The sequence below is a fragment of the Massilia sp. UYP32 genome, assembly GCF_050434365.1.
GTDB lineage: Bacteria > Pseudomonadota > Gammaproteobacteria > Burkholderiales > Burkholderiaceae_D > Telluria > Telluria timonae.
Map to the genome: position 1 here is coordinate 60,132 of NZ_JBNDIK010000022.1, position 24,917 is coordinate 85,048.

Annotated in this window: 19 protein-coding genes; 6 read left to right on the top strand and 13 right to left on the bottom strand. The window is 66.6% G+C overall.

The features are described 5' to 3' along the window. Nucleotides 1-40 precede the first annotated feature (40 nt). Nucleotides 41-931: an RNA polymerase sigma factor RpoH gene (rpoH, locus tag ABIB42_RS17875; protein ID WP_005668172.1), complete on the top strand. Its 891-nt coding sequence runs from the start codon at nt 41-43 to the stop codon at nt 929-931. Between the two features lie 66 nt (nt 932-997). On the opposite strand, the gene ABIB42_RS17880 is transcribed toward rpoH, so the two are convergent. After that, nucleotides 998-2,602 carry a family 43 glycosylhydrolase gene (locus ABIB42_RS17880; RefSeq protein WP_429248733.1) on the bottom strand — a complete coding sequence of 535 codons (1,605 nt, stop codon included), beginning with the start codon at nt 2,600-2,602 and terminating at the stop codon, nt 998-1,000. A 207-nt stretch (nt 2,603-2,809) separates the two neighbouring features. Here ABIB42_RS17880 and yghU point away from each other — a divergent pair, with 207 nt between their 5' ends. After that, nucleotides 2,810-3,652, top strand: a complete 843-nt coding sequence (yghU, locus tag ABIB42_RS17885) for a glutathione-dependent disulfide-bond oxidoreductase (RefSeq protein WP_273028203.1) — start codon at nt 2,810-2,812, stop codon at nt 3,650-3,652. A 3-nt stretch (nt 3,653-3,655) separates the two neighbouring features. Here the strand turns inward: yghU and ABIB42_RS17890 are convergent, their stop codons facing one another. The 6 genes from ABIB42_RS17890 to pstS all read right to left on the bottom strand — a co-directional run bounded on the left by ABIB42_RS17890 (nt 3,656) and on the right by pstS (nt 12,097). Further along, nucleotides 3,656-4,513 carry an endonuclease/exonuclease/phosphatase family protein gene (locus tag ABIB42_RS17890; RefSeq protein WP_429248734.1) on the bottom strand — a complete coding sequence of 286 codons (858 nt, stop codon included), beginning with the start codon at nt 4,511-4,513 and terminating at the stop codon, nt 3,656-3,658. A gap of 75 nt (nt 4,514-4,588) precedes the next feature. Then, complete coding sequence (locus ABIB42_RS17895; protein WP_429248735.1) at nt 4,589-7,309, bottom strand: bifunctional diguanylate cyclase/phosphodiesterase; 2,721 nt, start codon at nt 7,307-7,309, stop codon at nt 4,589-4,591. 99 nt (nt 7,310-7,408) lie between these two features. Then, nucleotides 7,409-8,494, bottom strand: coding sequence for a T6SS immunity protein Tli4 family protein (locus tag ABIB42_RS17900; RefSeq protein ID WP_429248736.1), 1,086 nt, complete (start codon nt 8,492-8,494; stop codon nt 7,409-7,411). After that, complete coding sequence (locus tag ABIB42_RS17905; protein WP_429248737.1) at nt 8,491-10,101, bottom strand: esterase/lipase family protein; 1,611 nt, start codon at nt 10,099-10,101, stop codon at nt 8,491-8,493. Before ABIB42_RS17905 ends, ABIB42_RS17900 begins: the two co-directional genes overlap by 4 nt. Before the next feature lie 199 nt (nt 10,102-10,300). Then, entirely contained in the window at nt 10,301-10,963 is a 663-nt protein-coding gene (locus ABIB42_RS17910; protein WP_005668163.1) for a winged helix-turn-helix transcriptional regulator, read from the bottom strand. 105 nt (nt 10,964-11,068) lie between these two features. After that, the gene (pstS, locus tag ABIB42_RS17915; RefSeq protein ID WP_005668162.1) at nt 11,069-12,097 is read right to left on the bottom strand and encodes a phosphate ABC transporter substrate-binding protein PstS; all 1,029 of its coding nucleotides are present in this window, start codon (nt 12,095-12,097) and stop codon (nt 11,069-11,071) included. A 168-nt stretch (nt 12,098-12,265) separates the two neighbouring features. On the opposite strand from pstS, the gene ABIB42_RS17920 reads away from it, so the two are divergent. Further along, nucleotides 12,266-12,679 (top strand): hypothetical protein, encoded by a 414-nt coding sequence (locus ABIB42_RS17920; protein ID WP_184235478.1) that lies wholly within the window; start codon nt 12,266-12,268, stop codon nt 12,677-12,679. Beyond that, on the top strand, nt 12,679-14,451 hold the full coding sequence (ggt, locus tag ABIB42_RS17925; RefSeq protein WP_312486639.1) for a gamma-glutamyltransferase: 1,773 nt from the start codon (nt 12,679-12,681) through the stop codon (nt 14,449-14,451). Before ABIB42_RS17920 ends, ggt begins: the two co-directional genes overlap by 1 nt. 150 nt (nt 14,452-14,601) lie before the next feature. Here ggt and ABIB42_RS17930 read toward each other — a convergent pair whose 3' ends face one another. The 5 genes from ABIB42_RS17930 to ABIB42_RS17950 all read right to left on the bottom strand — a co-directional run bounded on the left by ABIB42_RS17930 (nt 14,602) and on the right by ABIB42_RS17950 (nt 21,650). Next, nucleotides 14,602-17,103: a PAS domain-containing protein gene (locus ABIB42_RS17930; RefSeq protein ID WP_429248738.1), complete on the bottom strand. Its 2,502-nt coding sequence runs from the start codon at nt 17,101-17,103 to the stop codon at nt 14,602-14,604. Nucleotides 17,104-17,263: 160 nt separating this feature from the next. Beyond that, a complete protein-coding gene (locus tag ABIB42_RS17935; RefSeq protein ID WP_313633761.1) occupies nt 17,264-18,880 on the bottom strand; it encodes a methyl-accepting chemotaxis protein in 1,617 nt (538 codons plus the stop codon). Between the two features lie 210 nt (nt 18,881-19,090). Then, nucleotides 19,091-20,500 carry a hypothetical protein gene (locus tag ABIB42_RS17940; protein WP_429248739.1) on the bottom strand — a complete coding sequence of 470 codons (1,410 nt, stop codon included), beginning with the start codon at nt 20,498-20,500 and terminating at the stop codon, nt 19,091-19,093. Then, a complete protein-coding gene (locus ABIB42_RS17945) occupies nt 20,497-21,246 on the bottom strand; it encodes an ABC transporter ATP-binding protein (protein WP_273162553.1) in 750 nt (249 codons plus the stop codon). Before ABIB42_RS17945 ends, ABIB42_RS17940 begins: the two co-directional genes overlap by 4 nt. Then, nucleotides 21,243-21,650, bottom strand: coding sequence for a GntR family transcriptional regulator (locus ABIB42_RS17950; RefSeq protein ID WP_005668149.1), 408 nt, complete (start codon nt 21,648-21,650; stop codon nt 21,243-21,245). The genes ABIB42_RS17945 and ABIB42_RS17950 overlap by 4 nt, the downstream gene beginning before the upstream one ends. 150 nt (nt 21,651-21,800) lie before the next feature. On the opposite strand from ABIB42_RS17950, the gene ABIB42_RS17955 reads away from it, so the two are divergent. Then, on the top strand, nt 21,801-23,963 hold the full coding sequence (locus ABIB42_RS17955; RefSeq protein WP_429248740.1) for a TonB-dependent receptor plug domain-containing protein: 2,163 nt from the start codon (nt 21,801-21,803) through the stop codon (nt 23,961-23,963). Nucleotides 23,964-23,978: 15 nt separating this feature from the next. Then, a complete protein-coding gene (locus ABIB42_RS17960) occupies nt 23,979-24,278 on the top strand; it encodes a hypothetical protein (protein ID WP_005668145.1) in 300 nt (99 codons plus the stop codon). 48 nt (nt 24,279-24,326) lie between these two features. Here the strand turns inward: ABIB42_RS17960 and ABIB42_RS17965 are convergent, their stop codons facing one another. Further along, entirely contained in the window at nt 24,327-24,911 is a 585-nt protein-coding gene (locus ABIB42_RS17965) for a TerD family protein (RefSeq protein WP_005668143.1), read from the bottom strand. Nucleotides 24,912-24,917: the final 6 nt, after the last annotated feature.

The window sequence follows — 24,917 nt, forward strand, 5'->3', positions numbered from 1 at the left end:
ACATTGAGGATGCAGCAAGATTACTACGAGGGAAATGAATATGTCCGCACAATCCGCATTGGTTCCGACCGGCAGTCGTGCTCTGGGACTGGGTTTCACCGGCAATCTGGGCAATATCGACGCCTATATCTCGGCCGTCAACCGCCTGCCGATGCTCACGCACGAAGAAGAGGTATCGCTGGCAAAGCGGCTGCGCGACGACCACGATCTCGACGCCGCGCAAAAGCTGGTGCTGTCGCACCTGCGCCTGGTGGTATCGATCGCGCGCGGCTACCTGGGCTATGGCCTGCCGCACGCCGACCTGATCCAGGAAGGCAATATCGGCCTGATGAAGGCGGTCAAGCGCTTCGACCCGAACCAGGGCGTGCGCCTGGTGTCGTACGCCATGCACTGGATCAAGGCCGAGATGCATGAATACATCCTCAAGAACTGGCGCCTGGTGAAGGTCGCCACGACCAAGGCCCAGCGCAAGCTGTTCTTCAACCTGCGCAGCAACAAGACCGGCCTGGACGCGATGTCGCCGGGCCAGGTCGACGACCTCGCCAAGCTGCTTGGCGTCAAGCGCGAAGAAGTGATCGAGATGGAAACCCGCCTGTCGGGCCGCGACATCGCGCTGGAGTCGCCGACCGACGACGAAGACGACAAGTTCTCGCCGATCGCCTATCTGTCGTCGGACCAGCAGGAACCGACCAAGGTGCTCGAGGCCGAGCAGGTCACCCGCCTGCAGTCCGAGGGCCTGGAAACGGCGCTGGGCAAGCTCGACCCGCGTTCGCGCCGCATCATCGAGGCGCGCTGGCTGGCCAACGACGACGGCTCGGGCGCCACGCTGCATACGCTGGCCGAAGAGTTCAGCGTGTCGGCCGAGCGCATCCGCCAGATCGAATCGGCCGCGCTCAAGAAGATGAAAGGCGCGCTGGCGGCTTACGTGTAAGCCTGCCCTGCCCCATCGGGAACCCCGCTGCGGCGGGGTTTTTCTTTGGCGCTGTCAGTCCCGCACTCACAGCGCCCGGTAGCGGAAATCGCCGAGCGTCACCGCGCCGGCGCCGGCGCAATAGACGCCGACCTTCAGGCTCAGGAAGCCACCGAACACATTGTGGTGGATGCCCGATACTTCCATCCGCGTGCCGTGCAGGGTCCAGGTCTTGCCGCCGTCGTGCGAGTAGCGCCAGGTGACGACGTGCTCGTCGTTCGTCATCCGCACCCGTACCGAGGAAGTCTTGCGCTTGCCCCGCGCCCAGCCCTGTTCTTCGGCGTACTGGAAGGTCTTGACCTCGTCGCGCGTGAACCCGATGCCGACGAAGGCTTTCTGGCTGTAGAACAGCAGCAGGCCGGCTTCGGCCTCTCCCTCCAGGGTGAGCGTCACCTCCACCTCGTAGGCGCGGTCGCCGACGCCGCAGGTCAGCGGCCGGCTGTCGGCCGGCGACGCGCCGCGACCGGCGATCCGCAGGCCCTTGTCGATGTAACGCGCGCGGCGCATCTCGTCCAGCGCCGGATCGTGGAAGGCCCACTGCACGCCGAAACGGTCGCGCTTGAAATCGTCGGACAGCGCCTGGCCGGCCGGGCCGGCCTTTCCTCCCTTCGGCATCGGCAATGGCCGCGACAGGTCGCCGCCCATGGCGCGGAACCAGCCGTCGTCCGTCCATTCGATCGGCTCCAGCAGCGTCTGCCGCCCCAGGGTGCGGTAGCCGTTCTCGTAGCCGTGATAGATCATCCACCAGTCGCCGGACGGCCCCTCGACCAGGGTCGCATGGCCGCGCGACCACCACGGTTCGGCCGTGCCCAGCGAACGCACCAGCGGGTTGTGCGGGCAGTGTTCCCATGGTCCATGCACCGAGGTCGAGCGCGCTGCGATCACCATATGGCCGGTGACCGGGCCGGCGGTGCCGCCGACCGCCGTCACCAGATAGAACCACTTGCCGCGCCGCAGCAGCTTCGGCCCTTCGGGCGCGAAGTTCTCGACGATCCAGTCGGCCGGATAGCGCCAGGGCTCGTAGGCCTTCGCGAGCCGGCCATCGGTGGCCAGCCCGTCGTCGGTCAGCCGGATCTTGCGGATGCCGTTGACGAACAGGTAGCGCTTGCCGTCCTCGCCCACCACGTGGCCGGGATCGATGCAGTCGGCAATCCTGAGGTCAACCGGATCGCTCCACGGCCCCTCGATGCGGTCGGCCCAGATCGCGTAGATCGACCACGGCTTGCCGTCCGGCGCGGCCGGGATGTAGATGAAATAGCGGCCGTCGTGCTTGCACAGGTCGACGGCCCAGATCGTCCCCAGGGGTTTGCTCAGCGCCGGCGCGACCGGGCGCCAGTTGACCAGGTCGGTCGAATGCCAGATCACCAGGCCCGGGTAGGAATAGAACGAAGAATATGTGAGGTAGTAGTCCTGGCCGTCCTTGAGCACGGTGGGGTCCGGATGGTCGCCGGCGATAATGGGATTCAGGTAGGTGCCGTCGCCCTGGTCGGCCCGGCGCTGGCCTTCGATGCCGCGGCGCCAGGCCTTCCCGCCAGCCTGGCAGTCAGTCGATGCCGCCGCCATGGGCAGCGCCGGCAGGCTGGCGCCCGCCAGCAGGATCTTGAAGGCGTCGCGACGCGAGGGTTTCGTCATGTCCTGGTCTTTTGCGTGGTGGACGGGACAGGATAGGAAATCCCGCGCGCCGAAGCCAGCGCCAGCAGACTTTTCTCCTGGAGAATGCGGAAAGTCGTACGAATCTTGCAGCAAGTGGCAGGCCGCCCGCCCCTTTTCGGGGCCGCGCCAACGCGTTTCTCTCCCATTGGCTAGAATGATTTCTTTGACCAGGTTCAAGGAGACCCCATGGCTGACCAAGCATCCTACGTCCCACCGAAAGTCTGGACCCCGCCCGCCTCGTCGGGCGGAACCTTCGCCAGCATCAACCGCCCGGTCGCAGGCCCGACCCACGACAAGGAACTTCCGGTCGGCCAGCATCCGCTGCAGCTGTATTCGCTGGCCACGCCGAACGGCGTCAAGGTGACGATCCTGCTGGAAGAACTGCTGGCGGCCGGCCACAGCGGCGCCGAGTACGATGCCTGGCTCATCCGCATCAACGAAGGCATGCAGTTCTCGAGCGGTTTCGTCGAGGCCAACCCCAACTCGAAGATCCCGGCCCTGGTCGACCGCAGTGGCGCCGAGCCGGTGCGCGTGTTCGAATCCGGCTCGATCCTGGTCTACCTGGCCGAGAAATTCGGCGCATTCCTGCCGAAGGACGGCGTGGCGCGCGCCGAGACCATGAACTGGCTGTTCTGGCAGATGGGTTCGGCTCCCTTCGTGGGCGGCGGCTTCGGTCACTTCTACGCCTATGCCCCGGAAAAGCTGCAGTACCCGATCGATCGCTACGCGATGGAAACCAAGCGCCAGCTCGACGTGCTCGACCGCCACCTGGCCGACAAGCGCTTCGTCGCGGGCGAGGAATACACGATCGCCGACATGGCGATCTGGCCCTGGTATGGCGGCCTGGTGCTGGGCCAGCTGTACGAGGCGGCGGAATTCCTGTCCGTGCACGAATACAGGCACGTCAAACGCTGGGCCGACGAGATCGCCGCGCGGCCGGCCGTCATCCGTGGGCGCAAGGTCAACCGCTCGTTCGGCCCCGAAGCCGACCAGGTGCACGAGCGGCACGACGCGGCCGACCTCGACTGAACGCTACCTGAACTGCACCCGCGCGACCACCGGATGGTGGTCCGACGGATAGCGTCCGCGCAGCGAATCGCCCAGCGCCGCGTACTTGAGCACCTCGAAATGGCGGTCGACGAAGACGTAGTCGATGCGGTCCTGCAGCGGCGCATCCATCCTGAAGCCATGGTAGGTGCCGATCGGCCCGTACGGCGGCGTGCTGCTGACCCGGTAGGCGTCGCGCATGGTCGTCGCCATCGCCCGCATCTGCGGCGTGTCGGGCGTCGAATTGAAGTCGCCGACGCAGATGGCCGGTTCGCCGCGGCCGATCTCGGCGATCTTGCGCAGCAACAGCTCGCTCGATGCACGGCGCGCGACGACGCCTTCATGGTCGAAGTGCGCCGAGAACACGTACAACACGCGACCGCTGGCGCGTTCGCGCAGCCTGGCCCACGAGACGATGCGATGGCAGCAGGTCGCATCCCAGCCCAGCGAGGGCCGATCGGGCGTTTCGCTGAGCCAGAAATCGCCCTTGTCCAGCAGCGCGAAGCGGCTCTTGTGGAAGAAGATGGCCGAATGCTCGCCGGCCTGTTTGCCATCGTCGCGGCCGACGCCGACGTGGTCGAATTCTTCCATCGCCGCCAGGTCGGCGACCTGGCCGGCGAGTCCCTCCTGGGTGCCGACGATGTCAAATTCGTGATGGCGGATCAGCGCCTTGACCATCTCCCTGCGCGCCGGCCAGGCGTTGGGGCCATCCTGGGGATTGTCATAGCGCAGGTTGAAGCTGGCGACGTTCATGGGTTCGCCCCGCTCGAATGCGACGGCGGGCGCGCAGGCCACGCCGATCAGCATGGCGAATGCAGCGAACAGGGAGCAAACAATCTTCATGGCGTCGAGTTAAGCATAGTCGGCAGGACATGGCGACCAACAAGACCTCATGACGGCGCAGTTTATGTTCTTTTACTAAACAGCGCGGGCGGTTTGCGCGTCCAGCAGATAACGCCGCTCCATCATCGCCGCCATCTCGTCAGCCGGCACCGGACGCGCGATATAGAAACCCTGCACCTCGTTGCAATCGAGGTGGCGCAGGATCGCCAGCTGTTCCTCGGTCTCGACGCCCTCGGCCACCACCGACATGCCCAGCGCGTGCGCCATCGACACGATGGCCTGGAAGAACACCTTGCCCTCCTTCGAATTGGCCAGCTCGGTGGTGAAGGCGCGGTCGACCTTCAGCACGTCCATCTTGATGCGCTGCAGCTGCGACAGCGACGAGTAGCCGGTGCCGAAATCGTCCACATGCAGTTTTACCCCGAGCGCGCGCAGGGCCGCCAGCTCGGCCAGGATGTCGTCCTGGTCGCCCATCATCGCCGACTCGGTGATCTCGACTTCGATCAGGCTGGCCGGCACCCGGTGCTTGACCAGCGCCGCGCTCAGCTGGCGCTGCACGCCGCCGCGCAGGAACTGCTTGGGCGAGACGTTGATCGAGACCGGCACCAGCGCCACGCCGGCCTCGCGCCAGGCGGCCAGCTGGGCGCAGGCCTTGTCGATCACGGTCTCGCCGATGCGCACGATCAGCCCGGTGGCTTCGGCCAGCGGGATGAATTCGCCCGGCGCCACCATGCCCAGGGACGGATGGCGCCAGCGCACCAGCGCTTCCATGCTCAGCAATTCTCCGCTGCGCGCGTCCACGCGCGGCTGGTAGTGCAGCACGAACTGGTCGGCCTCGAGCGCTTCGAGCATGTTCTGCTTCAGGCGCGCGCGCGAGTTGAGGGTCGACGACAGCGAGGGATCGAAGAAGCGGTATTGCCCCTTGCCCTCGTTCTTGCCGACGTACATGGCGATGTCGCTGTGCCTGACCAGGGTCTCGGCATCCAGCCCGTCGCGCGGATACAGGCTGATGCCGATCGAGGAGCCCACGGCGTGCAGCTCGTCGCCGATCAGGAACGGCACGGCGAAAGCCTCGACGATGCGCGAGGCCACCGAGGCGGCCTGGCGCTCGCCGTCGCAGGGCGACAGCAGCACCACGAATTCGTCGCCGCCGAAGCGCGCCACCCCGTCGCCCGGACGCAGCAAGGACAGCAGGCGGCCGGCGGCGGCCTTCAGCAGCTGGTCGCCGGTGGCGTGGCCGTGGGTGTCGTTGACATGCTTGAACTCGTCCAGGTCGATGAACAGCAGCGCGGCGCTGGCGCCGTTGCCGGCGCCGGCTTCCTGCGCCTGGGCCAGCATGGCCGGCATGCGCTCCAGGAAGGCGTGGCGGGTGGCCAGGCCGGTCAGCGAATCTTCGTTGGCCAGCCGCTCGAGCTGGGCCTCGTGCGCCTTGCGCTCGCTGATGTCCTGCAGGGTCACCGCCAGGCCGTTGCCGACCCGTACCAGGCGCCGGCGGCCCCAGCTGATATTGAGCCGGTTATCGCTCGGCATCTTGCGGTCGTCTTCATGAAAGCCGCTGTCCATCGCCTTGCGGTAGGTGCCGAGGAGGTCCTCGCCGAACAGGCCGCTGTCGATCCCGGTCAGGCTCGAACCGACCAGTTCGTCGCGCGTCACGCCGTAGAAGAAGGCGCCGCGCTCGTTGCAGTCGACGATGCGGAAATCCGTGATCTGGCCGTCGCGCGCGCGCACCGCCGATGCCATGTAGAAGCCGTCGTTGCCGCTCTCGGTGGCCGCGCGGTAGGCGCGCCGCACCTCGTCCTGTTCCCTGGCGCGCGCCACGGCGCGCCGCGCCAGCACCGCCCCGACCGCGCCCAGCAGCAACAGGCACAGGGTGGCGACGATGGCGCGGTCGCGGCTCTCGATCCAGTAGCCGTTGCTGGCCGCCAGCGCTTCGTGCTGCGGCAAGCCGACCAGGGCCACCAGCGGATAGGCGGTCGACTGGCGCCAGCCCAGCACGCGCGACTGGCCGTCGGCGAAGCCGCCCTCGCCCTCGACCAGGCGCACGCCCTGCTCGCCCGACCAGGCGCCGCCGCGGCGCGGCAGCGCGACCGCATCCGTGAACGACGCGCCGTTGCTGCGCTGCTCGACCCGCAACCGTCCTTCGCTGCCGGCCAGCGCCACGATGCCGCCGGCGCCGATGGTGGCCGGGCTGACGAAGGACGTGAAGTAGCGGGCGTCGATCGCCATCAGCACCACACCGTCGAATTCCTCTTCCCGGGTTTCGAGGCGGCGCGTGAACAGCACCACGTCGTCGGCGCTGCCGAACTGCGTCGGCGCGGCGCCGACCCGCAAGGCGGTCGAGTTGTTGTCGCGGTGGTGGTTGAACCAGGCGCTGGGCGCCAGGTCGGCGCCGATCAGGCCGGCGCGCGTGCTGGAGCGCACGACGCCGCCGCGGTCGAGCACCGCCACCACGTGAAAGGCGCTGTCGGTGAACATGCCGTCGCGCCGCATCTCGTCGAGCAGGCCAGCCTGGCGCGAATTCTCCCAGCTGAACTTCAGCTGCATCGTGATCTGGTCCATCTGCGCCACCGACCGCGTAATGTACTGCTCGTAGGCTTCGGCGTAGGCCGCCACGTCCTTGCGCGCCTGGCCGGCCACGCGCTCCTGCTCGGCCTCGACCCGCAGCAGGGTCGCCGCCCACAGCGCGCTGCACGCCAGCACGGCCAGCAGCGGCCACAGCAGGACCAGAAAGCGGTTGCTGCGCGCGGGGTCCAGATAGGGCGCCAGGTAGGGGGCGAGCCCGGGATGTTTGCTCATTACTGCGGCCAAAGGACAAGTTGCCGCCAGTCTAGATTGCAAATATGTCAGCGTAGTGACACGTGAAATGTTTGGAGGCTTGCGCTTGCGAGACGGCGATCAAGTGACCTCGGCCGCGGCCGCCCCGGGCGGCTGCGTCGGCCGTATGCGGATGCTGGAGATGATCCTGTCCCACAGCGCGAGGGCTGCCGGCTGCGACAGCGAGGACGGCACTGGCCCGTCGTCCCCACTGCCGGTTTTCATCATCAGGCGCACATCGGGGACGAATACATCGTCTTCGGTTCCGTTTACCTCCCATCGGAACCCATAGATGATGGAAAAGTTTTCTTCGAGCACCTGCTCGACGAGTTCGTCACCGGTCAGGCCACCGATCGTACGCGGCGCGGCGCGCAGCTTCGTGAAACGCGCGCTGACGATCAGGGGCGCCCGCGCGTGCGAGGCGGCAGCCCGCTCGAGCAGTCCCTTTCCCGGCTTGGTGCCGGCGGTCGTGTCGAACTTGATCTCGATGTCCGGACGGCTCGGCAGGCCGGCCGTCATCACGATCCGCTCCCGATTCTTCGCCGTGAGCGGGTCTCGTACGTAAGCGCGGTCGAGACAGAAACCGGACTCGGTCGGAATACTGTTGGCAGGATTGGCCACCAGCTGGGACACGAGTTTGAAGAGAGTCTCGATGCGCTGCGGACTGGCTTCTTTTGCGATCACGTCGATGCCGACGCCATCTCCATGAACATGCGCTTCGAGGGTGACGTCCTCAATGCGGTATGGCTCCCGCTTCATTCCATTCAATTGCGTGCCTTCAGTTACGGTCCGTTCATGCATGAATATTTTTCCTACAAGACCGCTATCGGTTTTCACATCCCTGGCAATTTCCAGGTTGTTGTCTCCACCTAGCCGGTCCGGCTTGGTCCGGATCGCCGCTTCCCGTTGTGCCAGCCGGGCGGTGAAAGCTTCCGCGCTTTCTTCGGACGCGCCGATGCTGAAGCCGCTGATTTTTTCTCCAAAGAAGCTGTATTGCGCCTCAGCCGGCAGGTCGATCAGCATTCTGCCGACACATACGGTTTGCATCTTTTCTGTCATCTTCGCCACCTCATACCTGTCCAGCACGGCGCCCACCGCCCACGTGCCTGTCAACGCCGCGAGCACCACGGCCCATGCCCGGGTCCATCGCTTTTGCAGATATCTCATTCGGGTAGCCCTTGTACGATCCTGACAATCAGGCGCAGCGTGAGCATCAGCATGTCCTCGCTCTTGTAGCTGCCTTGATGGTCATAGCCGCGGGTCTCGAACAACTGCCGGATACTGCCGGCCGGCCCAGCGCCGGACTGGTGCGGCACGGTGCCGTCGCCCCGGGTATCGGGTGGTTCCGGCCTGAAGAGCATCTCGCAGCCGGCTTCGACGCCCACGAGCCGACCGTCAGGGTAATGGCGGATGAAGCTGCCTTCCTTGACGTTGGATGGCGTGAGGACGGTACGCGACTCGGACGGCTTGCGCCCGACCCAGCGCACCTGACCGAAGGCGCGTCGATCGGGATCGGCCCCATAGAATGCATAGGTATTGGGATGGTAGTAATTTCCCAAGTGTTCTTTGTGGAAACGCTCGGCGGTGGCGATTGCTCTTTTGATGGCGTCTTCCACACCCCCTTCTTGATCAATGAATTTTTCGGCAGGGTCGGCCAGTGCAGGATCAACCAACCGATACCAGGATTTCAAATCGCGGTACAGCTCATAGGGATCGGGGTAGGCTTCATTCGGTATGCGCAAATAATCGAAAACGGGATCCGGCACGCCCTGACTACCAGACGGCTGCCTGACGCTCACATGCAGCCACGGTCCCGGATACAGATGGTTCGGCAGCAATTCGAGCGGACCGGGCGATGTCGCCAGCACAGGCGTGGTGTCGTAGGTCGTCGCGCCCAGGATCATGGCGGCGAAGCGGCCGACGAAGTCGTTGACCTCGGTGCCACAAGCCATGCGGCGGTAGGCTGCGGGAGCGCCCAGGGCCGGCATCGCGCCATGGATCACGCCGGCGATCTTGTCCGGGATGCGCCTGGCGCAGGCACGCGCAACCAGGCCGCCCATCGAGTGCGTCACGAGGATGACCTGCTCGCACTTGCGCTTGTGCGCCTTCCAGTAGTCGATGACGTCGTCGATGCGCTGCTCGAGGCGCTGCGACGCTTCCTGCGCGCTGCGCAACCAGTGATAACCGGCGCCGTACACCGGATAATGGTGGAGCGCATGCCGTTCCAGCTCGGCCTCGGTCAGCGGCGCCATGTGCGGAAAACCCCATTTCGCAGGATCGCAATCCATCACTTCTTGCCAGTGTGGCCGGATGCGCCGCATGTCCTCCGCGTAGCGGCGGTAGAAGGTCTGGTTCAGGCGCGTTTCCAGCATACACAGCAGGTCGATGTAGGAACCGGCATGCAGCTCACCCCACCAGCGCTCGCGCGCCAGTTGGGGGTGGACATGCGGCCCCCACTGGTCGTGACGGATATGCGGTTCGCCGCTGTCGTCCACCTCCAGCGTGTCGGGGTCGAGCAGGCGCTGGCGGTAGGCGGGATCGTATTGGCCCCAGACCAGCGCATCCCACAATCCGCCCGGCGTCGTGTTGGGCGGCCGCCAGGCTGGCTTGCCAGGATTGACCTCCTCGTTCTCTTCTTCCCGCGAGCGTGGCTTGCTCTTTGCCCTGAGGTTGGTCCCCATGATGCCGGGAACGACGATCACGGGCACCGTGCTCCGCGGGGGCACCAATGCCAGGCCGCGGATCTTGAAGTCGACCGGGGTGGCGACGGACATCGCCTGCCAGCCCCCGTCGGGCAAGGGCAGCAGGGGCCGCAAGGGGCGTGTCGGTTCCGGCATGAACGCGGAAGGCTGCTCGTCTCGTCAAAATCGCGATACTGACATGAGAACGCCAGCGCTTTCTTGCGAATGCACAACAGACTAGCCGCCCTATTTCGGCGAAAAAAGATGTCCGAGGATGGCGTCAGACCGCGCTTCAGGTCGGCGACAGCATGTAGCCGGCGCCGCGCACGGTCTTGATCAGCGACTTGGCCCGCCCCAGCGCCTTGCGCAGGCGCAGCACGTGCACGTCCACCGTGCGCTGGTCGAGCGAGGCGTGGGCTTCCCACAGTTGCTCCAGCAGCTGGGTGCGCGTAAACACCTGGCCCGGATGGCACAGCAGGAAGCGCAGCAGCCGGTATTCGGCGTGCCTGACCTCGACCTTGTGGCTGCCGACCCGCACGCTGCAGCTGAGCGGATCGAGCACCAGGCGGCCCGAGCGCAACAGGCGCGACTCGGGCGACAGTTCGCGCGCCTGCTCGAGCGGGGCCTGGGGAATGAATTCGGGATGGGGGACGGGCGCCGGGAGGCTGGCGGGACGCTCGCCTTCCGCGCATTGCGCCGCCAGCAGGATCACCGGCTGCTCGCGCAGGCGGCGGTCGCCGCGCAGGCGCGCCAGCAGGCGCATGCCGCCTTCATTGCGCAGCATCGATTCCTGCAGCAACAGTTCCGGGCGCTCGCGCCCGATGAAGTCCCAGGCTTGCGCCAGGCTCGGCACGTCATGCCAGACCCACTCGTCCTCGTGCAGCGAGAACTTGAGCAGCTCGGCAATGGCCGGCTTGTCGTCGATCACCAGGACGATCGTGTTCGCCGTTGTCATGGGATGCCCAAAAAGAGGTTCTGCGTTGATGCGGCCCACGGTGCCGCGAGCGCACCAACGAAAATCCGGCAGCCAGGCTGCCGGATCGGTCGCCGTGAAGGCGTCTTACATGATGGCCTTGCCCGAAGCGTCCTTCAGGTTGGCTTTCCAGGCGTCCTGCACTTGCTTGACGACGCTGGCCGGCATCGGCACGTAGTCCAGCTCGGCAGCTGCCGGGGCGCCGTTCTTGAACGACCAGTCGAAGAACTTCACGACTTCCTGGCCTTTCTTGGCGTCGGCCTGGCTCTTGTGCATCAGGATGTACGACACGCCGGTGATCGGCCAGCTCTGCTTGCCGGCGCCGTCGGTCAGCACCACGCCGAAGCCCGGAGCCTTGGTCCACTCGGCATTGGCGGCAGCGGCCTTGAACACGTCGTCCGACGGTTGCAGGTCGACGCCTTCCTTGTTGCGCAACTGGGTGTGCGACAGCTTGTTCTTCTTGGCATAAGCCCACTCGACGTAGCCGATTGCGCCCTTGATACGCTGTACGTTGGCGGCGACGCCTTCGTTGCCCTTGCCGCCCACGCCCACGGCCCACTTCACGGTGGTGCCCGAACCGATGCTCTCTTTCCATGCCGGGCTGGTCTTGGCCAGGAAGTCGGTGAACAGGAACGAGGTGCCCGAGCTGTCGGCGCGGTGCACGACGGTGACATCCAGAGCAGGCAGTTTCACGCCCGGGTTCAAAGCGGCGATTTCCGGCGCGTTCCACTTGGTGATCTTGCCCATGTAGATGTCGGCCAGCAGCGGACCGGTCATCTTCAGCTGGCCCGGGGTCACGCCGTCGACGTTGACCACGGCGACCACGCCGCCCATGATCGCCGGGAACTGCATCAGGCCTTCCTTGTCCAGCTCTTCCGCCTTCAGCGGCATGTCCGATGCGCCGAAGTCCACGGTCTTCGCCTTGATCTGCTTGATGCCGGCGCCCGAGCCGACCGACTGGTAGTTCAGGCCGGTGCCGGTGGCGGCCTTGTAGCTTTCAGCCCACTTGGCGTAGATCGGGTACGGGAAGGTCGCGCCCGCGCCGGTAATGTCGGCGGCGAACGAGGTCGTCATCACGAGCGTGGCGGCAGCGCCGGCGAGGATCTTCTTGAACATTGTTATTCCTATCTCTGGTTGAGGGATACGTTTTGGACTACAGGAAAAAGAATAGCTGCCGAATATGACCTGTTTATGACTTGACCATGCCCTGTCTTTTCGCTGTCACGCGACCGGTCGATTGCGGTTTTGCTATCATGGGTTCCCGTCAAACCCTGGATGACACCGATGCGCACCCTGCCCTGCGTCCTCTCCATCGCCGCCGCCGGCCTGCTGTCGGCCTGCGCCACGCCCGACCGCCTGCCCAACGCCCAGTACACGCTGAGCGAGCGCCAGACCCTGCACCTGCCGCCATTGCCGATCGACCAGCGCCTCTCCCTCACCTACGAGGGCGCCGACGACAGCCGCTGCCCGGACAATGCGCGCTGCATGTGGGCCGGCCAGCTGGCCTACCGCTTCACCCTGCGCATCAACAACATGGCGCAGGGCTTCTGGCTGGTGCAGGGCAAACCCGGCTATACCTCGCCCGGCCTGCGCGGCGCGCGCATCGAACTCGATCCCTCGTTCGTGCCGCAGCCGCGCGGCATGGCGGAAGCGAAACCGGCGTCGTATCCGGTGGTCTTCAATATGTACGGCAGCTGATGGCGCCGCGCCGCCTGCCGCGGGCCGCACTGGCGTGCGTCCTGGTCGTCGCCGTTTCCTTCCAGGGCGTTGCGGCCGCGCCGGTCATGACCGGCACCGGGGGCGCCGTCGCCACGATCAGCGCGCAAGCCTCGCAGGCAGCGCTCACCATCCTGCATCAAGGCGGCAACGCGGTCGACGCCGCGGTGGCCGCGGCCGCCACGCTGGGCGTCACCGACCCCTTCAGCTGCGGCATTGGCGGCGGCGGGTTCATGGTGATCTACCTGGCCAGGGACAAGCGCGTGATCACCATCGACCACCGCGAAACGGCGCCCGGCGCGGTGGGCCCGCGACTGTTCCAGCAAGATGGCAAGCCGCTCGACTTCGAGACGGCGGTCGCCAGCGGAGCGGCGGTCGGCGTGCCGGGCACCGTGCGCGGCTGGCACGAGGCGCTCGAACGCTACGGCAGCATGCGCTTTTCCCAGGTGCTGGCGCCGGCGATCGCGGTGGCCGACGGCGGCTTTCGCATCAACGCCAATTTCAGCAAGCTGGTCGAACAGAACGACAAGAAATTCCGCCAGTTCGCGCCGACGAGCGAGCTGTACCTGCACAAGGGCAAGGCGCTGCCCGCCGGCACGCTGCTGCGCAATCCCGGCATGGCGCGCGCCTACCGCGAGATCGCGCAAGGCGGCGTGAAGGCATTCTATGAAGGGCCGATCGCACGCGCGATCGTCGACAGCGTCAACCGGCCGCCGGTCGCGAAAGGGTATGCCGTACGGCCCGGCGCCATGACCATGGCGGATCTCGCCAACTACGAGGCGCGCATCCGCCCCGCCCTGCGCAGCACTTATCGCGGCTATGAACTGTATGGCATGCCCCTGCCGAGCAGCGGCGGCCCGACGGTGGCGCATGCGCTCAACATCCTCGAAGGCTACGACCTCGCGTCTCTGCCGCGCGCCCGCGCCGAGCACCTCTATATCGAAGCCAGCCGCCTGGCCTTCGCCGACCGCAATGCCTATCTGGCCGACCCCGAATACGTCGATGCGCCGCTCGCCGGCCTGCTCTCCAAGCAGTATGCGGCCGAGCGGCGTGCACTGATCGATCCGCGCAAGGCCGCGCCGGGCGCGGTGGCGGCGGGCGACCCCTACCGCTACCAGGACGACCCGAGCATCCCCTTGCGCACCCAGCCCGCCGCCGCCGTCAAGCTGGCGCCCGAGAGCGCCCACACCACCCACCTGACGGTGTCGGACAAGGACGGCAACGTGGTGGCGTACACCTTCACCATCGAATCCTGGGGCGGCAGCGGCATCGTGGTGCCGGGCTACGGCTTCCTGCTCAATAACGAACTGACCGATTTCGACTTCGACGCCAGCGGTCCGCATCCGAACGTGCCCGAAGCCGGCAAGCGGCCGCGCTCGAGCATGGCGCCCACGATCGCGCTCAAGGACGGCAAGCCGGCCTTCAGCATCGGCAGCCCCGGCGGCTCGACCATCATCACCACGGTGCTGCAGACCATCGTCAACCACGTCGACTTCGGCATGCCGATGGACCAGGCGCTCGATGCGCCGCGCATCAGCCAGCGCAATGCGCTCGACACCTCGGTCGAGCCGGGCTTCACGGACACGGCGCAGGCACGCGCCCTGTCGGGCTTCGGCCAGCGCTGGGAGTCGCCGGCCGAAGAAATCGGCGCGGCCAATGCGCTGGTGTTCAACCCGGACGGCACCGTCACCGCCGTCAGCGAGGGCAAGCGCCACGGCGTCGGCACGGCGCTGGTGCAGCGCCGCGGGCACTAGCTGGCGGGCGGGTAATCGGTGTAACCGCGCTCGCCTCCCTGGTAATACGTCTGCTGCACGGCATGGCGATCCAGGCCAGGGCCGGCTTCGAGCGCGAGACGCTCGAGGCGGTGGTCGGGCAGGCGCTGTCGACCTGGCCCGGCGCCTGAACTAGCGCGCGACCAGTTCGCGCACCCGCTGCGCCATCGCGTCGATCGAGAACGGCTTGGTCAGCACCGACATGCCGGGCGCGAGCTGGCCGTGGTCGAGCAAGGCGGTTTCGGCATAGCCGGTGATGAACAATACCTTCAGCCGGGGACGCTTGACGCGCGCCGCGTCCGCCATCTGGCGTCCATTCATCATGCCCGGCAGCCCGACGTCCGAGATCACGAGGTCGATGCGCGCGTCCGATTGCAGCAGCGCCAGGCCGCCGGCGCCGTCCTCGGCTTCGAGCACCGTGTAGCCGAGCTCCCCGAGCAGGTCGACCACCAGCGTGCGCACGCTCGGCTCGTCGTCCACCACCAGGATCGTCTCGCCGCGGCCGGCCGGCGGCGCCGCGAGGGCGGGCGCCGCCTCGGGGCCCTCGGCCGCGCCGCGATGGCGCGGCAGGAAGATGCTGACCGTGGTGCCCTGCCCCAGCTGCGAGTCGATGGCCACCTGCCCGCCGGACTGCTTGGCGAAACCGTAGATCATCGACAGCCCCAGCCCCGTGCCCTGGCCCAGCGGCTTGGTGGTGAAGAAGGGTTCGAAGGCCTTGGCCAGCACGTCCGGCGCCATGCCGGCGCCGGTGTCGGCCACCGACAGCGCGAGATAATCGCCCGGCGGCAGTTCGTGGCCGCGCGCGGCCTCAAGGCCGAGCACCCGGTTGGCGGTGGCGATCGCCATGCGTCCGCCGTCCGGCATGGCGTCGCGCGCATTGATGCACAGGTTCAGCAGCGCGTTCTCGAGCTGCGACTGGTCGACCAGCGCCGTCCACGGCACCTCGCTGTACGCCGGCTCGACCCGCACGCCAGGGCCCACCGTGCGCCGGATCATTTCCAGCATGCCGTCGACCATGGTGTTGACGCAGATGGCCCTGGGCGCCAGCGTCTGGCGCCGCGAAAAGGCCAGCAGCCGGTGGGTCAGCGCCGCCGCCCGCCTGGTCGCGCCCTGGGCCACCGTGAGATAGCGCTCGATCTCGCCGGCGCGGCCCTGCCCCAGGCGCAGCTTGATCAGGTCGAGGCTGCCCGCGACGCCGGCCAGCAGGTTGTTGAAGTCATGCGCCAGCCCGCCGGTGAGCTGGCCGACCGCCTCCATCTTCTGCGAATGGCGCAGCTGTTCCTGCGCCCGTTCCAGCTCGGCCTGGCGTTCGCGCTCGACGCTGATGTCGCGCGCCGAGCAGTACACCTTGCGCTCGTCCGGCACCGCCACCCACGACAGCCAGCGCCAGCCGCCGGTCTTGTGGCGGTAGCGGTTCTCGAAGCGCAGCGCGGGAATGCCGCGCTCCAGCGCATTGCGCCAGACCGTCTCGGTGCGGGCGCGGTCGTCGGGGTGGATGAAGTCGAGGAAGGGCGTACCGGCGACTTCTTCCTCGGTCCAGCCCAGCGTGGCCTGCCAGGCCGGGTTCGAGGTCTCCATGAAACCGTCGGCATTGAGCACGCCCAGGATGTCGGGGCTGAGCTGCCAGGTGCGCCCGCGCGCCAGCGCCTGGGCCAGCACCTTCTGTTCCAGCTGCTCGTTGAGCGCGCGCAGCTTGAGGATCGCGCCGTCGCGCTCGGCCTCCACCGCGCGCCGGCCCTCGACGTCGATCAGCACGCCCGGGAACAGCAGGCCGGTGCCGTCCGGCGCCAGGTCGACCCGGCCATTGGCCTCGATCCAGTAATACCGGCCGTCGGCGCGCCGCACCCGGTACTGGTGGGCGTAATGGCCGCCGCGCGCGATCACCGTATTGATGGCCTGCGCCAGGCCGGCCTGGTCGTCGGGGTGCACGGTGGCCACCACCTGCGCCAGCGAGAGGCCGGTGCGGCCGATGGCCGGGTCGAGGCCGAAGGCGCGCGCGAAGGCTTCGTCGACGGTGAAGCGGTCGGTCGGCAAGTCCCAGAACCAGGTGCCGATGATGGCGCCCGCCTCCAGTGCCAGCCGGACCCGCTCGGCGTCCTCGCGCGACGCCGATTCGTGCTCGCGCAGCACCGCTTCGTCGGCCGCCTGGCGCCGCTGCCGGAGCACGGCCTCGGTGGTTTCGATGCAGTTGCACAGCAGGCCGAGGATGCGGCCGGCATCGTCGCGCACGGGACCATAGGAATAGGTGAACCAGGTGTGCTCGGCATAGCCCTTGCGCTGCATGACGAGCGCGATGTCGTTCATCTTGTGCGATTCGCCGCCCACCAGGGTGCGCTCGACCAGCGGCCCGAGCACGTCCCAGATTTCGTGCCAGACGGCCTGGAACGCCTGCCCCAGCGCGGCCGGGTGCTTGTTGCACAGGATCTCGGCGTAGGCGTCGTTGTAGAGCAGGGTCTGGTCCGGCCCCCAGACGATAAAGCTCGGAAAGGCCGAGTCCAGCACGATATTGATGCTGGTGCGCAGCGTGGCGGGCCAGGATGCGATCGGGCCCAGCGGCGAGGCCGCCCAGTCGTGATCGCGGATCGCCGCCGCCATCGCGGCGCCGGAAGCGGGAAACGCTAGTGGACTACCCATGGAGTCGATCTTTTGCCTGATGGGGTCCGGGGACATGGTTGCGCGCGTTCATGCGGCATTATTGCATGTTTCGCAACGTCATCGCGCCGTAATATGCGGCGCCGCCCGGCGATTTTTTGGCGCGCCCTCGCCGGGCGCCCTGGCGGGACGGCGTGCCGGCTTACGCGGCCAGGGCCATGCGTTCGTGGCCGGCGCGCGCGCGCACCGGCGCCTGCGCTTGAGGCGCCGCCTGCGCATCGATCTTGAACACGCCCACCATCTGTTGCAGCGCATGCGCCTGATCCTGCAACGCGCCGGTGGCGGCTGCCGCTTCCTCGACCAGGGCGGCGTTCTGCTGGGTCGCCTGGTCCATATGGCTGACCGCTTCGTTGATCTGCTGGATGCCGGCGGTCTGCTCTTCGCCGGCGGCCAGGATCTCGGCCATGATGTCGCTGACGCGGGTCACGCTACTGACGATCTCGTCCATGGTAGTGCCGGCGCTGTCGACCAGGGCGGCGCCCGCCTCGACGTTGCGGACCGAGGTGCTGATCAGCTCCTTGATTTCCTTGGCCGCCGCCGCCGAGCGCTGCGCCAGGTTGCGCACTTCGCCGGCCACGACCGCGAAACCGCGGCCCTGCTCGCCTGCGCGGGCCGCTTCGACGGCCGCGTTCAGCGCCAGGATATTGGTCTGGAAGGCGATGCCGTCGATGGTCGAGATGATGTCCACGATGCGCTTGGACGAGGCATCGATGGCGCCCATGGTCTGCACCACTTCCGACACCAGCTGGCCGCCGCGCACCGCGACTTCGGACGCCGAGCGCGCCACGTTATTCGCCTGGCGCACATTGTCCGCATTGTGCTGCACGGTGGTGGTCAATTCCTCGAGCGAAGAAGCGGTTTCTTCCAGGCCGCTGGCCTGGGCTTCGGTACGGCTCGATAAATTCATATTGCCGGCCGCGATCTCGCTGCTGGCGCTGGCGATCGACATGCTGCTGTCGCGCACGCCGCGCACGGTGGTGGCCAGCTGCTGCTGCATGGTGGCCAGGCCCTTGAGCAGTGCGCCCATTTCGTCGTCGCGGTCGATCTGCACCCTGGTCGACAGGTCGCCATGGGCCATCGCGTCGAAGTGGCCGAGCGCGTGGTCGAGCGGCCGCATGATGGCGCGCAGCAGCAGCCACGACGACACCGCCGCCAGCAGCACGCCGAGCACCACGCTGGCGCTGGAGATCCACATCAGCGTATCGAACAGACGGCCGCTCTCGTCGTAGCCCCGCTTGGCGGTCGTCAGCTGGTAATCGTCCAGGGCGCCCGATGCCTTGTCGAAGACGCCGTACAGGGCCGTCATTTCCGTCATCGACAGCGCTTCGATGCGCTCGACGTTCATCTGCTCGATGGCGGTGGCGAGCGCCAGCATGCCGTCGTTGATGTAGCGGTTGCGTTCGACTTCCAGGGTCTTGGCCAATGCCGCTTCCTCGGCGTCGCGCGGCAGGGCCAGGTAGCGCTGCCACTCCTTGTTCGAATCCTCGATGAAGCCCTTGGCGCGGCTCAGGGTCTTGCCGACGTCGGCCGCGTCCGGATGGAACACGGCGCGGTCCAGGCCAAAACGCGCGCGGTTCAGGAAGTTCTTGGAATTATTGATCGCGATGCTGGACGCCAGCTGATTCGAGTACACCTGCTCGAGCGTGGCGTGGTCTTCACGCATGCCGTAGATGCCGAGCAGGCCGACAGCGGTGATGAGGAAGCCAAGCATGGCCATCGTGGCGATCAGCCGGAGTCGCAGTGTCAGTTTGAAAAGCATGGTTGCCCTGAAGATGAAGGTTTTTTTTATGAGTAAGTACAACAGCGAAACCTTATCTTCAGTGCGACTTTTTTTCAGCAAAAACCGAAGTTCAGTATCAAAGTGCCAGTGGGCCGGTTGTTGCTCAGCAACAAAAAGAACGATCGATCTATCCCCTTCGGCAACTCGGTTAATGAACAGATCACATCGTGCGACATGACCCATCCCCCGTCAATCCAGCCTTCCGGCGGGAAAAGCGAACGGCGCGCGAAGTGTCGAACGGTAGCGGCGCGACACCAGGAAAGCCGTCAGCAGGGTGGCAAGGCCAGCCGCAGTCGGAAAAACCGGCAATTCCAGAAGTCGCCCGATGGGCAGTGCGACCAGCAGGCAGCCGCCCGCCAGCGCCAACACCGTCAGCCACTGCAGAACCGGATTCCAGCGTGGGCGGCGTGCATGGTCGCGCAGCGGCAAGGCCAGGGCCGGCAGGGCCAGGCCACACAGGCTCGCCACCAGCAGCAGCTCATCCGCGCCGGCGCCGCTCAGGAAGCTGCACAGGAGCGCCGTGGCCGCCGCCATGCCCCAGGCCGCCAGACTGCTGCGCAATGCCGTCGAGGCCAGCAAGCGATTGAACCGCGGCGCGGTAGCGGGCATCGCCGGCGCCAGCCTGAGCAGAGGCTGGCCAGCAGGCATGTCCGTCAGGTTCGCCAGCAAGTTCGTGTGCAACTGGAACAGGAGCAATGGCAGCAGACTCCACATCCAGCCCATCTCCAGCGCGAGCTCGGCCGCCTTGGGGTAGCCGCCCAGGCGCATGAAGCCGACCAGCAGCAGCCCGAACAGGCCCATGCCGGCAATGCTCAGCGCGATCACGCCCAATGGCAGGCCGGGGCCGCTGCCGTGCAAAAGCATGGCGCCCAGGTCACGGCGCTTGCCGGCCAGGCGCAGCGAGTATGCCTGCCACGAGAGCAGCAAACCGTTCTCCCCGCGGAGCTTGAACGCGTTCCTGTCACGCCATACCGTGCGCTTTTCCAGCAACTGCCAATGCCGGTCCCCCGCCTGCGCGAGAATCACGCGCATGGCCGCCAGCCCGGGCAGCAAAAGCAGGGCCGCCAGCAGCGGGAGGAAGGCCGGATGCGCCATCATGGCGTACGCCCGGTCCGGTATCACGGACGGCAATCCCATCAACGGCCAGATCGCGAGGAGCACTGCCGATCCGGCGCCGCTGCCGGTGGCCGCCAGCGCCAGGCCAAGCGAAGCCACCATCCACCAGACCACGCGCAGGACGACGTCCGACGCGCTGCCTGCATTGGCAAACGCCAGTCCGGCGATGCACAGCATCCACACTGCCGAGGCCAGTTCCAGCAGGCGCGCCCGCACCCCGGGTGTCAGCTGGGCATTGGCGGGGGAATTGAGCTTGAAGGCGCCAGGCAGAAAGCCCCAGGTCCAGGTGAGAAGGACCGAGCTGCACAGCATGTTTGCGCCCCAGCGCGCCCCAGTGCCCAGGTCGTACACTTTCCAGGCGAGCGCCGCCGCCACCAGCGACAGGACCGGCGTCAGCCAAACGACGAGCCGATGGGCATACGGGTGCACCTGCGCCAGCGCCGAGCGCCACAGCAGTCCGTAGAGCGCCAGGCGCGGGCTCACCGGGTCACCTCGATGAACAGGTCTTCCAGGTTCGACGGCACGCGCGCGCCGGACGGCACGTGGCTGGCGGCGCCATCGAGCAGGTCGTCCAGATCCCCTTCGAGCACGATGCGGCCATCCTTGAGGAAGGCGACGTCCAGCGCCACCCGCTCCAGGTCGGTGAGAATATGGGTCGAGAACACCACCGTGGTGCCGCGCTCGATCACGCCGTCGATCAGCTCGGTGAGAAAATCGCGCCGCCCGGCCGGGTCGAGCGCCGACACCGGTTCGTCCAGCACCAGCAGCTCGGGATCGTGGGCCAGCGCGCGGATGATCGACAGGCGCTGCTGCTCGCCGCCCGACAGGCGCCGGATCGGCTTGTTGCGCATGGCGAGATCGATGCCCCAGCGGCCCAGCAGGCCCTCGACCTTGGCGTCGTTCCAGCGCGGATACAGCGCCTTGAAGTAGTCCAGCATCTGCAGCGGCGTCATCCAGTCGAACAGGTCGGACTTCTGCGGCACGTAGCCGATGCGGGCGCGGGTCGCGTCCGACAGCGCGGCGGGCGATTCGCCGAACAGCGCGATGCTGCCGCCGTCGATCTCGCGCAGGCCCAGCAGGCATTCCATCAGTGTCGACTTGCCGGCGCCGTTGCGCCCCAGCAGGCCGATCACCTGGCCCGGTCCGACCTCCCAATCGAGGCCGTCGAGTACGGTCTTGTTGCCGAAGCGCCTGGCGACGCCGCGCAACTGGATCGGGAGTGCGGTCACGGTGATTCCTTCAGGATGGTTGTAAAGAGAGAGAGGACGGTGTCGGGATCGAGTTCGAGCTCGCGCGCCTCGCGCGCGGCGCGTTCAAGGGTGGGACGCAGCAGCGCCAGGCGCTCGCCGGCAGCGCTCGCCCCGCCCCTGCCGGCCGGCCGGTCGGCGACGATCATGCCGATGCCGCGGCGGCGCTCGAGCAGGCCTTCCAGCTCGAGCAACCCATACGCCTTGGACACGGTCATCGGATTGACGGCGAGCTGCAGCGCGACCTCGCGCACCGACGGCAGCGCATCGCCCGGCGCCAGCTGGCCGCCGGCCACCAGCCGGCGCACCTGGTCGACCAGTTGCCGGTAGATCGGATCGGTCGAACCGGGGACGATCGAGAACAGTTGAGATGGTTGGGGGGGCATGGCGTATTGGTGTATTAGTTGGTTGATACACTAAGGGCATCCGCAGTCCTTGTCAAGCATGAAAACGTGTGAGCGCTACAGTGACATTTGGCGCATTTTCGGCGAACTTTCGTTGATAGGATCGACCGGTTTGGTATTGGATTCAATCGGATGCACCGTCTTCTCGCCTGCCTGTCAGCCCTGTATTGCACCTGCGCGCATGCCCAGACCGAGGCGAGCGCGCCACCCCAGCAAGTCGTCATCAGCGGCGTCCAGACCGACGTCGAGGCGGGCCAGGATTTCGTCGCCGGAAAAATCATCATCGGCCAGAAGAAAATCGCCGACAGCGGCCTGCAGAATACCGGCGAACTGCTCCGGCGCGAGCCCGCGATCAGCGTCGACAAGGGCGGCCGCATCGGCCTGCTCGGCCTGCCCGGCTATACCCAGGTGCTGGTCGATGGCCAGGCGCAGACCGGCGACTACATGAACATCGACCTGATGCGCGTCGAACGCATCGAGATCGCCAAGACCACCACCGCAGCCACCGGGCCGTTCGGCATCGCCGGCACCATCAACATCGTCCTGCGCAAGGCGCAGCGCAAGACGTCGTCCAGATTGCACGGCAATGTGCGCACCGAGGGCGGCAGGAAGGGCATGGACCTGACCTGGTCGACCACCGGCGTGAGCGATGACTTCAGCCATACCTTCATGCTGTCGCGCTGGCGCAGGTTGTCCACCGCAAATGGCAGCTATGTCCAGACCCGCGAACGGCCGGGCTCGGGCGTGGCCCGTGAGTACGAAGGCGAGGCCCATACCCCGGGCCTGTTCGAATCGATCAGTGCGAGCGGTGTGCTGGCCTGGGCCCTGGATGCCGATCACACGCTGACCTTCAGCCCGGAAATCGCGCGCGCCAACTCCGACAATGACAGCCAGGAACAGCGGCGCTGGCTGTCCGGCCCGACCTCGTTCGCGAACCAGACCGGGACGAGCCCCACGAACAATCTGCACCTGCCCTTGCTGTGGAACTGGAAGATCGACCCGGACAGCAGCCTGGCCGTCAAGCTTCTTGCCAGCGGCTCGCGTTCGGACAGCCGCCTGCGCCGGGACGAAATATGGTCGCCGGGCGGCCCGCGCCAGCGTGTCAATGACCAGGACCAAAGCACGCGCAACTACTTCCTCGACCTCGACTACGCCCTGGAGACCGAGGATGGCCACCGGATCAGCGCCGGCGCCAGGTTCGCGCGCAACGACAGCGACAGCAGCCATACCGACCTGGTCGACGGCCGTCCAGACCCCAGCCTGGCCGTGCTGGGGCCGGAAACGGCATCCCGCCTGACCAGCGTCCGGTTGTTCATCCAGGACGAATGGCGGATCAACCGGCGCTGGGCCGTCAACCTGGGCGCGTCGGGCGAACGACGCCATTACCGCCTGGTCGAGGGTCCGGTCGACAACCGTCCGCGATTCGACCTGTGGTCGCCGTCGGCGCATGTCTCGCACCGCATTGGCGGCAATCGCAAGCGCCAGCTCAGGGCCTCGCTGGCGCGCAGCTACCGCACGCCCTTCTTCGACGAAATGCTGCTGCGGCCCACGATCAATCCATATGCGCCATGCCCGGCCCAGGACTTGTGCGGCGCCAACGGCATCGACCTGGCCGACAGCAGCGGTAATCCCGCGCTGCGACCGGAACGCGCGCTCGGCCTGAACCTGTCGTATGCGCACGGATTCGGCCGCGACAGTGAGGTCAGCGTGGAATTCCATGTGCGCGACGTCGGCGACAAGAACGGCCAGGAGGTCGCGCTGCTGGACGTGCCCTGGGCCAGCGTGCCGCGCTACGTGATCCGCCAGGCCAACCTGGGCCAGGCGCGGATACGCGGCCTGGACCTCGAAGCGCGCCTGGCGGGCAAGGATTTCTCGTCAACGCTGGCGAACCTGGAACTCTCCGGCAGCATCGGCCTGGCCGACTCGACCCTCAGCGACCTGCCCGGTCCCGACAACCGCATTGCCGGGCAGTCGCCCTGGCGCGCCAAGCTGGGCGGCAGCTATGCGTTGCAGTCGCTGCCCGTGAAACTGGGCTTCGATGCCAGCTACCTGCCCGAGGACTGGGTGCGCAGCAGCGTCAACCAGCGCGTCTACGAATCGAGCCGGCGCGTGCTGAACCTGAATGCGAGCTGGAACGTCAGCAAGACCACGGTCTTGCGGCTCAACCTCGACAACCTGCTGGCCCAGCGCAAGGCCCGCATCGACGAATACCTTGAGCAGGACAGCATCGTCCGCCTCTCGGCCTGGAACGCAAGCCACGCGCGCATCGTGGTGCGTTTCGAAACCAGCTTATGACCGGAAAGGAAACACATGAAAAAGATTGTCGCGCTGTGTGCATTGGCATGCATGTTGTCGAACACCGCGTTTGCCCAGAAAACCTATAACACCAGGTCGCAGTGCATGCGCAACTGCGCCGAGGTGGGCCCGTCCGATGCAAAGCGGGAAGCCTACCAGCGCAAGATCGCCGAACTTGACCGGAAGAAGAATGCAGAAACCGATCCCAAGAAGCTGGCGCTGCTCAAGGATGAAGAGGAATCGGTCATCGACAAGTACGAAGCCGATTCCGAAAAGCTCTGCCGTTACATTTGCGACGGCATGCCCGAACAATAAAAAAACCGGGGCCTCGGCCCCGGTTCGGTGGTTTGGCGAAAAAGCCGGTTACAGGTGCACCGTAATCTGCGGCATCAGATCGTCGAAGGTCCGGCCAGTGCCGTTCTCGCCGATCGCATGCATCTTCCACTCGCCGTTGTGGCGGTACAGCTTGGCCATGATCTGGGCCGAGTGCGAGCCGGTCACCGACAGGTTGAAGCGCGCCACCTCTTGCTGGTTCGCTGCGTTGATCAGGCGGCAGTAGGCGTTCTCGACGGTCGAGAAGTTCTGGCCGGTGAAGCTGTTCACGGTGAACACCAGCGCCTTGACGTTCGCCGGCACGGCGTTCAGGTCGACGCTGATCTGCTCGTCATCGCCATCGCCGGCGCCGGTGCGGTTGTCGCCCGAGTGCGAGATGCTGCCGTCGCGGCTCTTGAGCTGGCGGAACCAGACCACGTCCATCGGGCGGTTCGACTCGTCGAACATTACCACCGAGGCGTCGAGGTCGACGGCTTCGGACTTGCCGCCGCCGAAGCCGAAGAAGCCCTTCGACTTGATCGCGTCCCAGCCCAGACCCATGGTCACGCGGGAGAGGCCGCCACCGGCTTCCTTGTCCAGGGAGATCTTCTGTCCCTTTTGCAGATTGACTGACATTGTTAT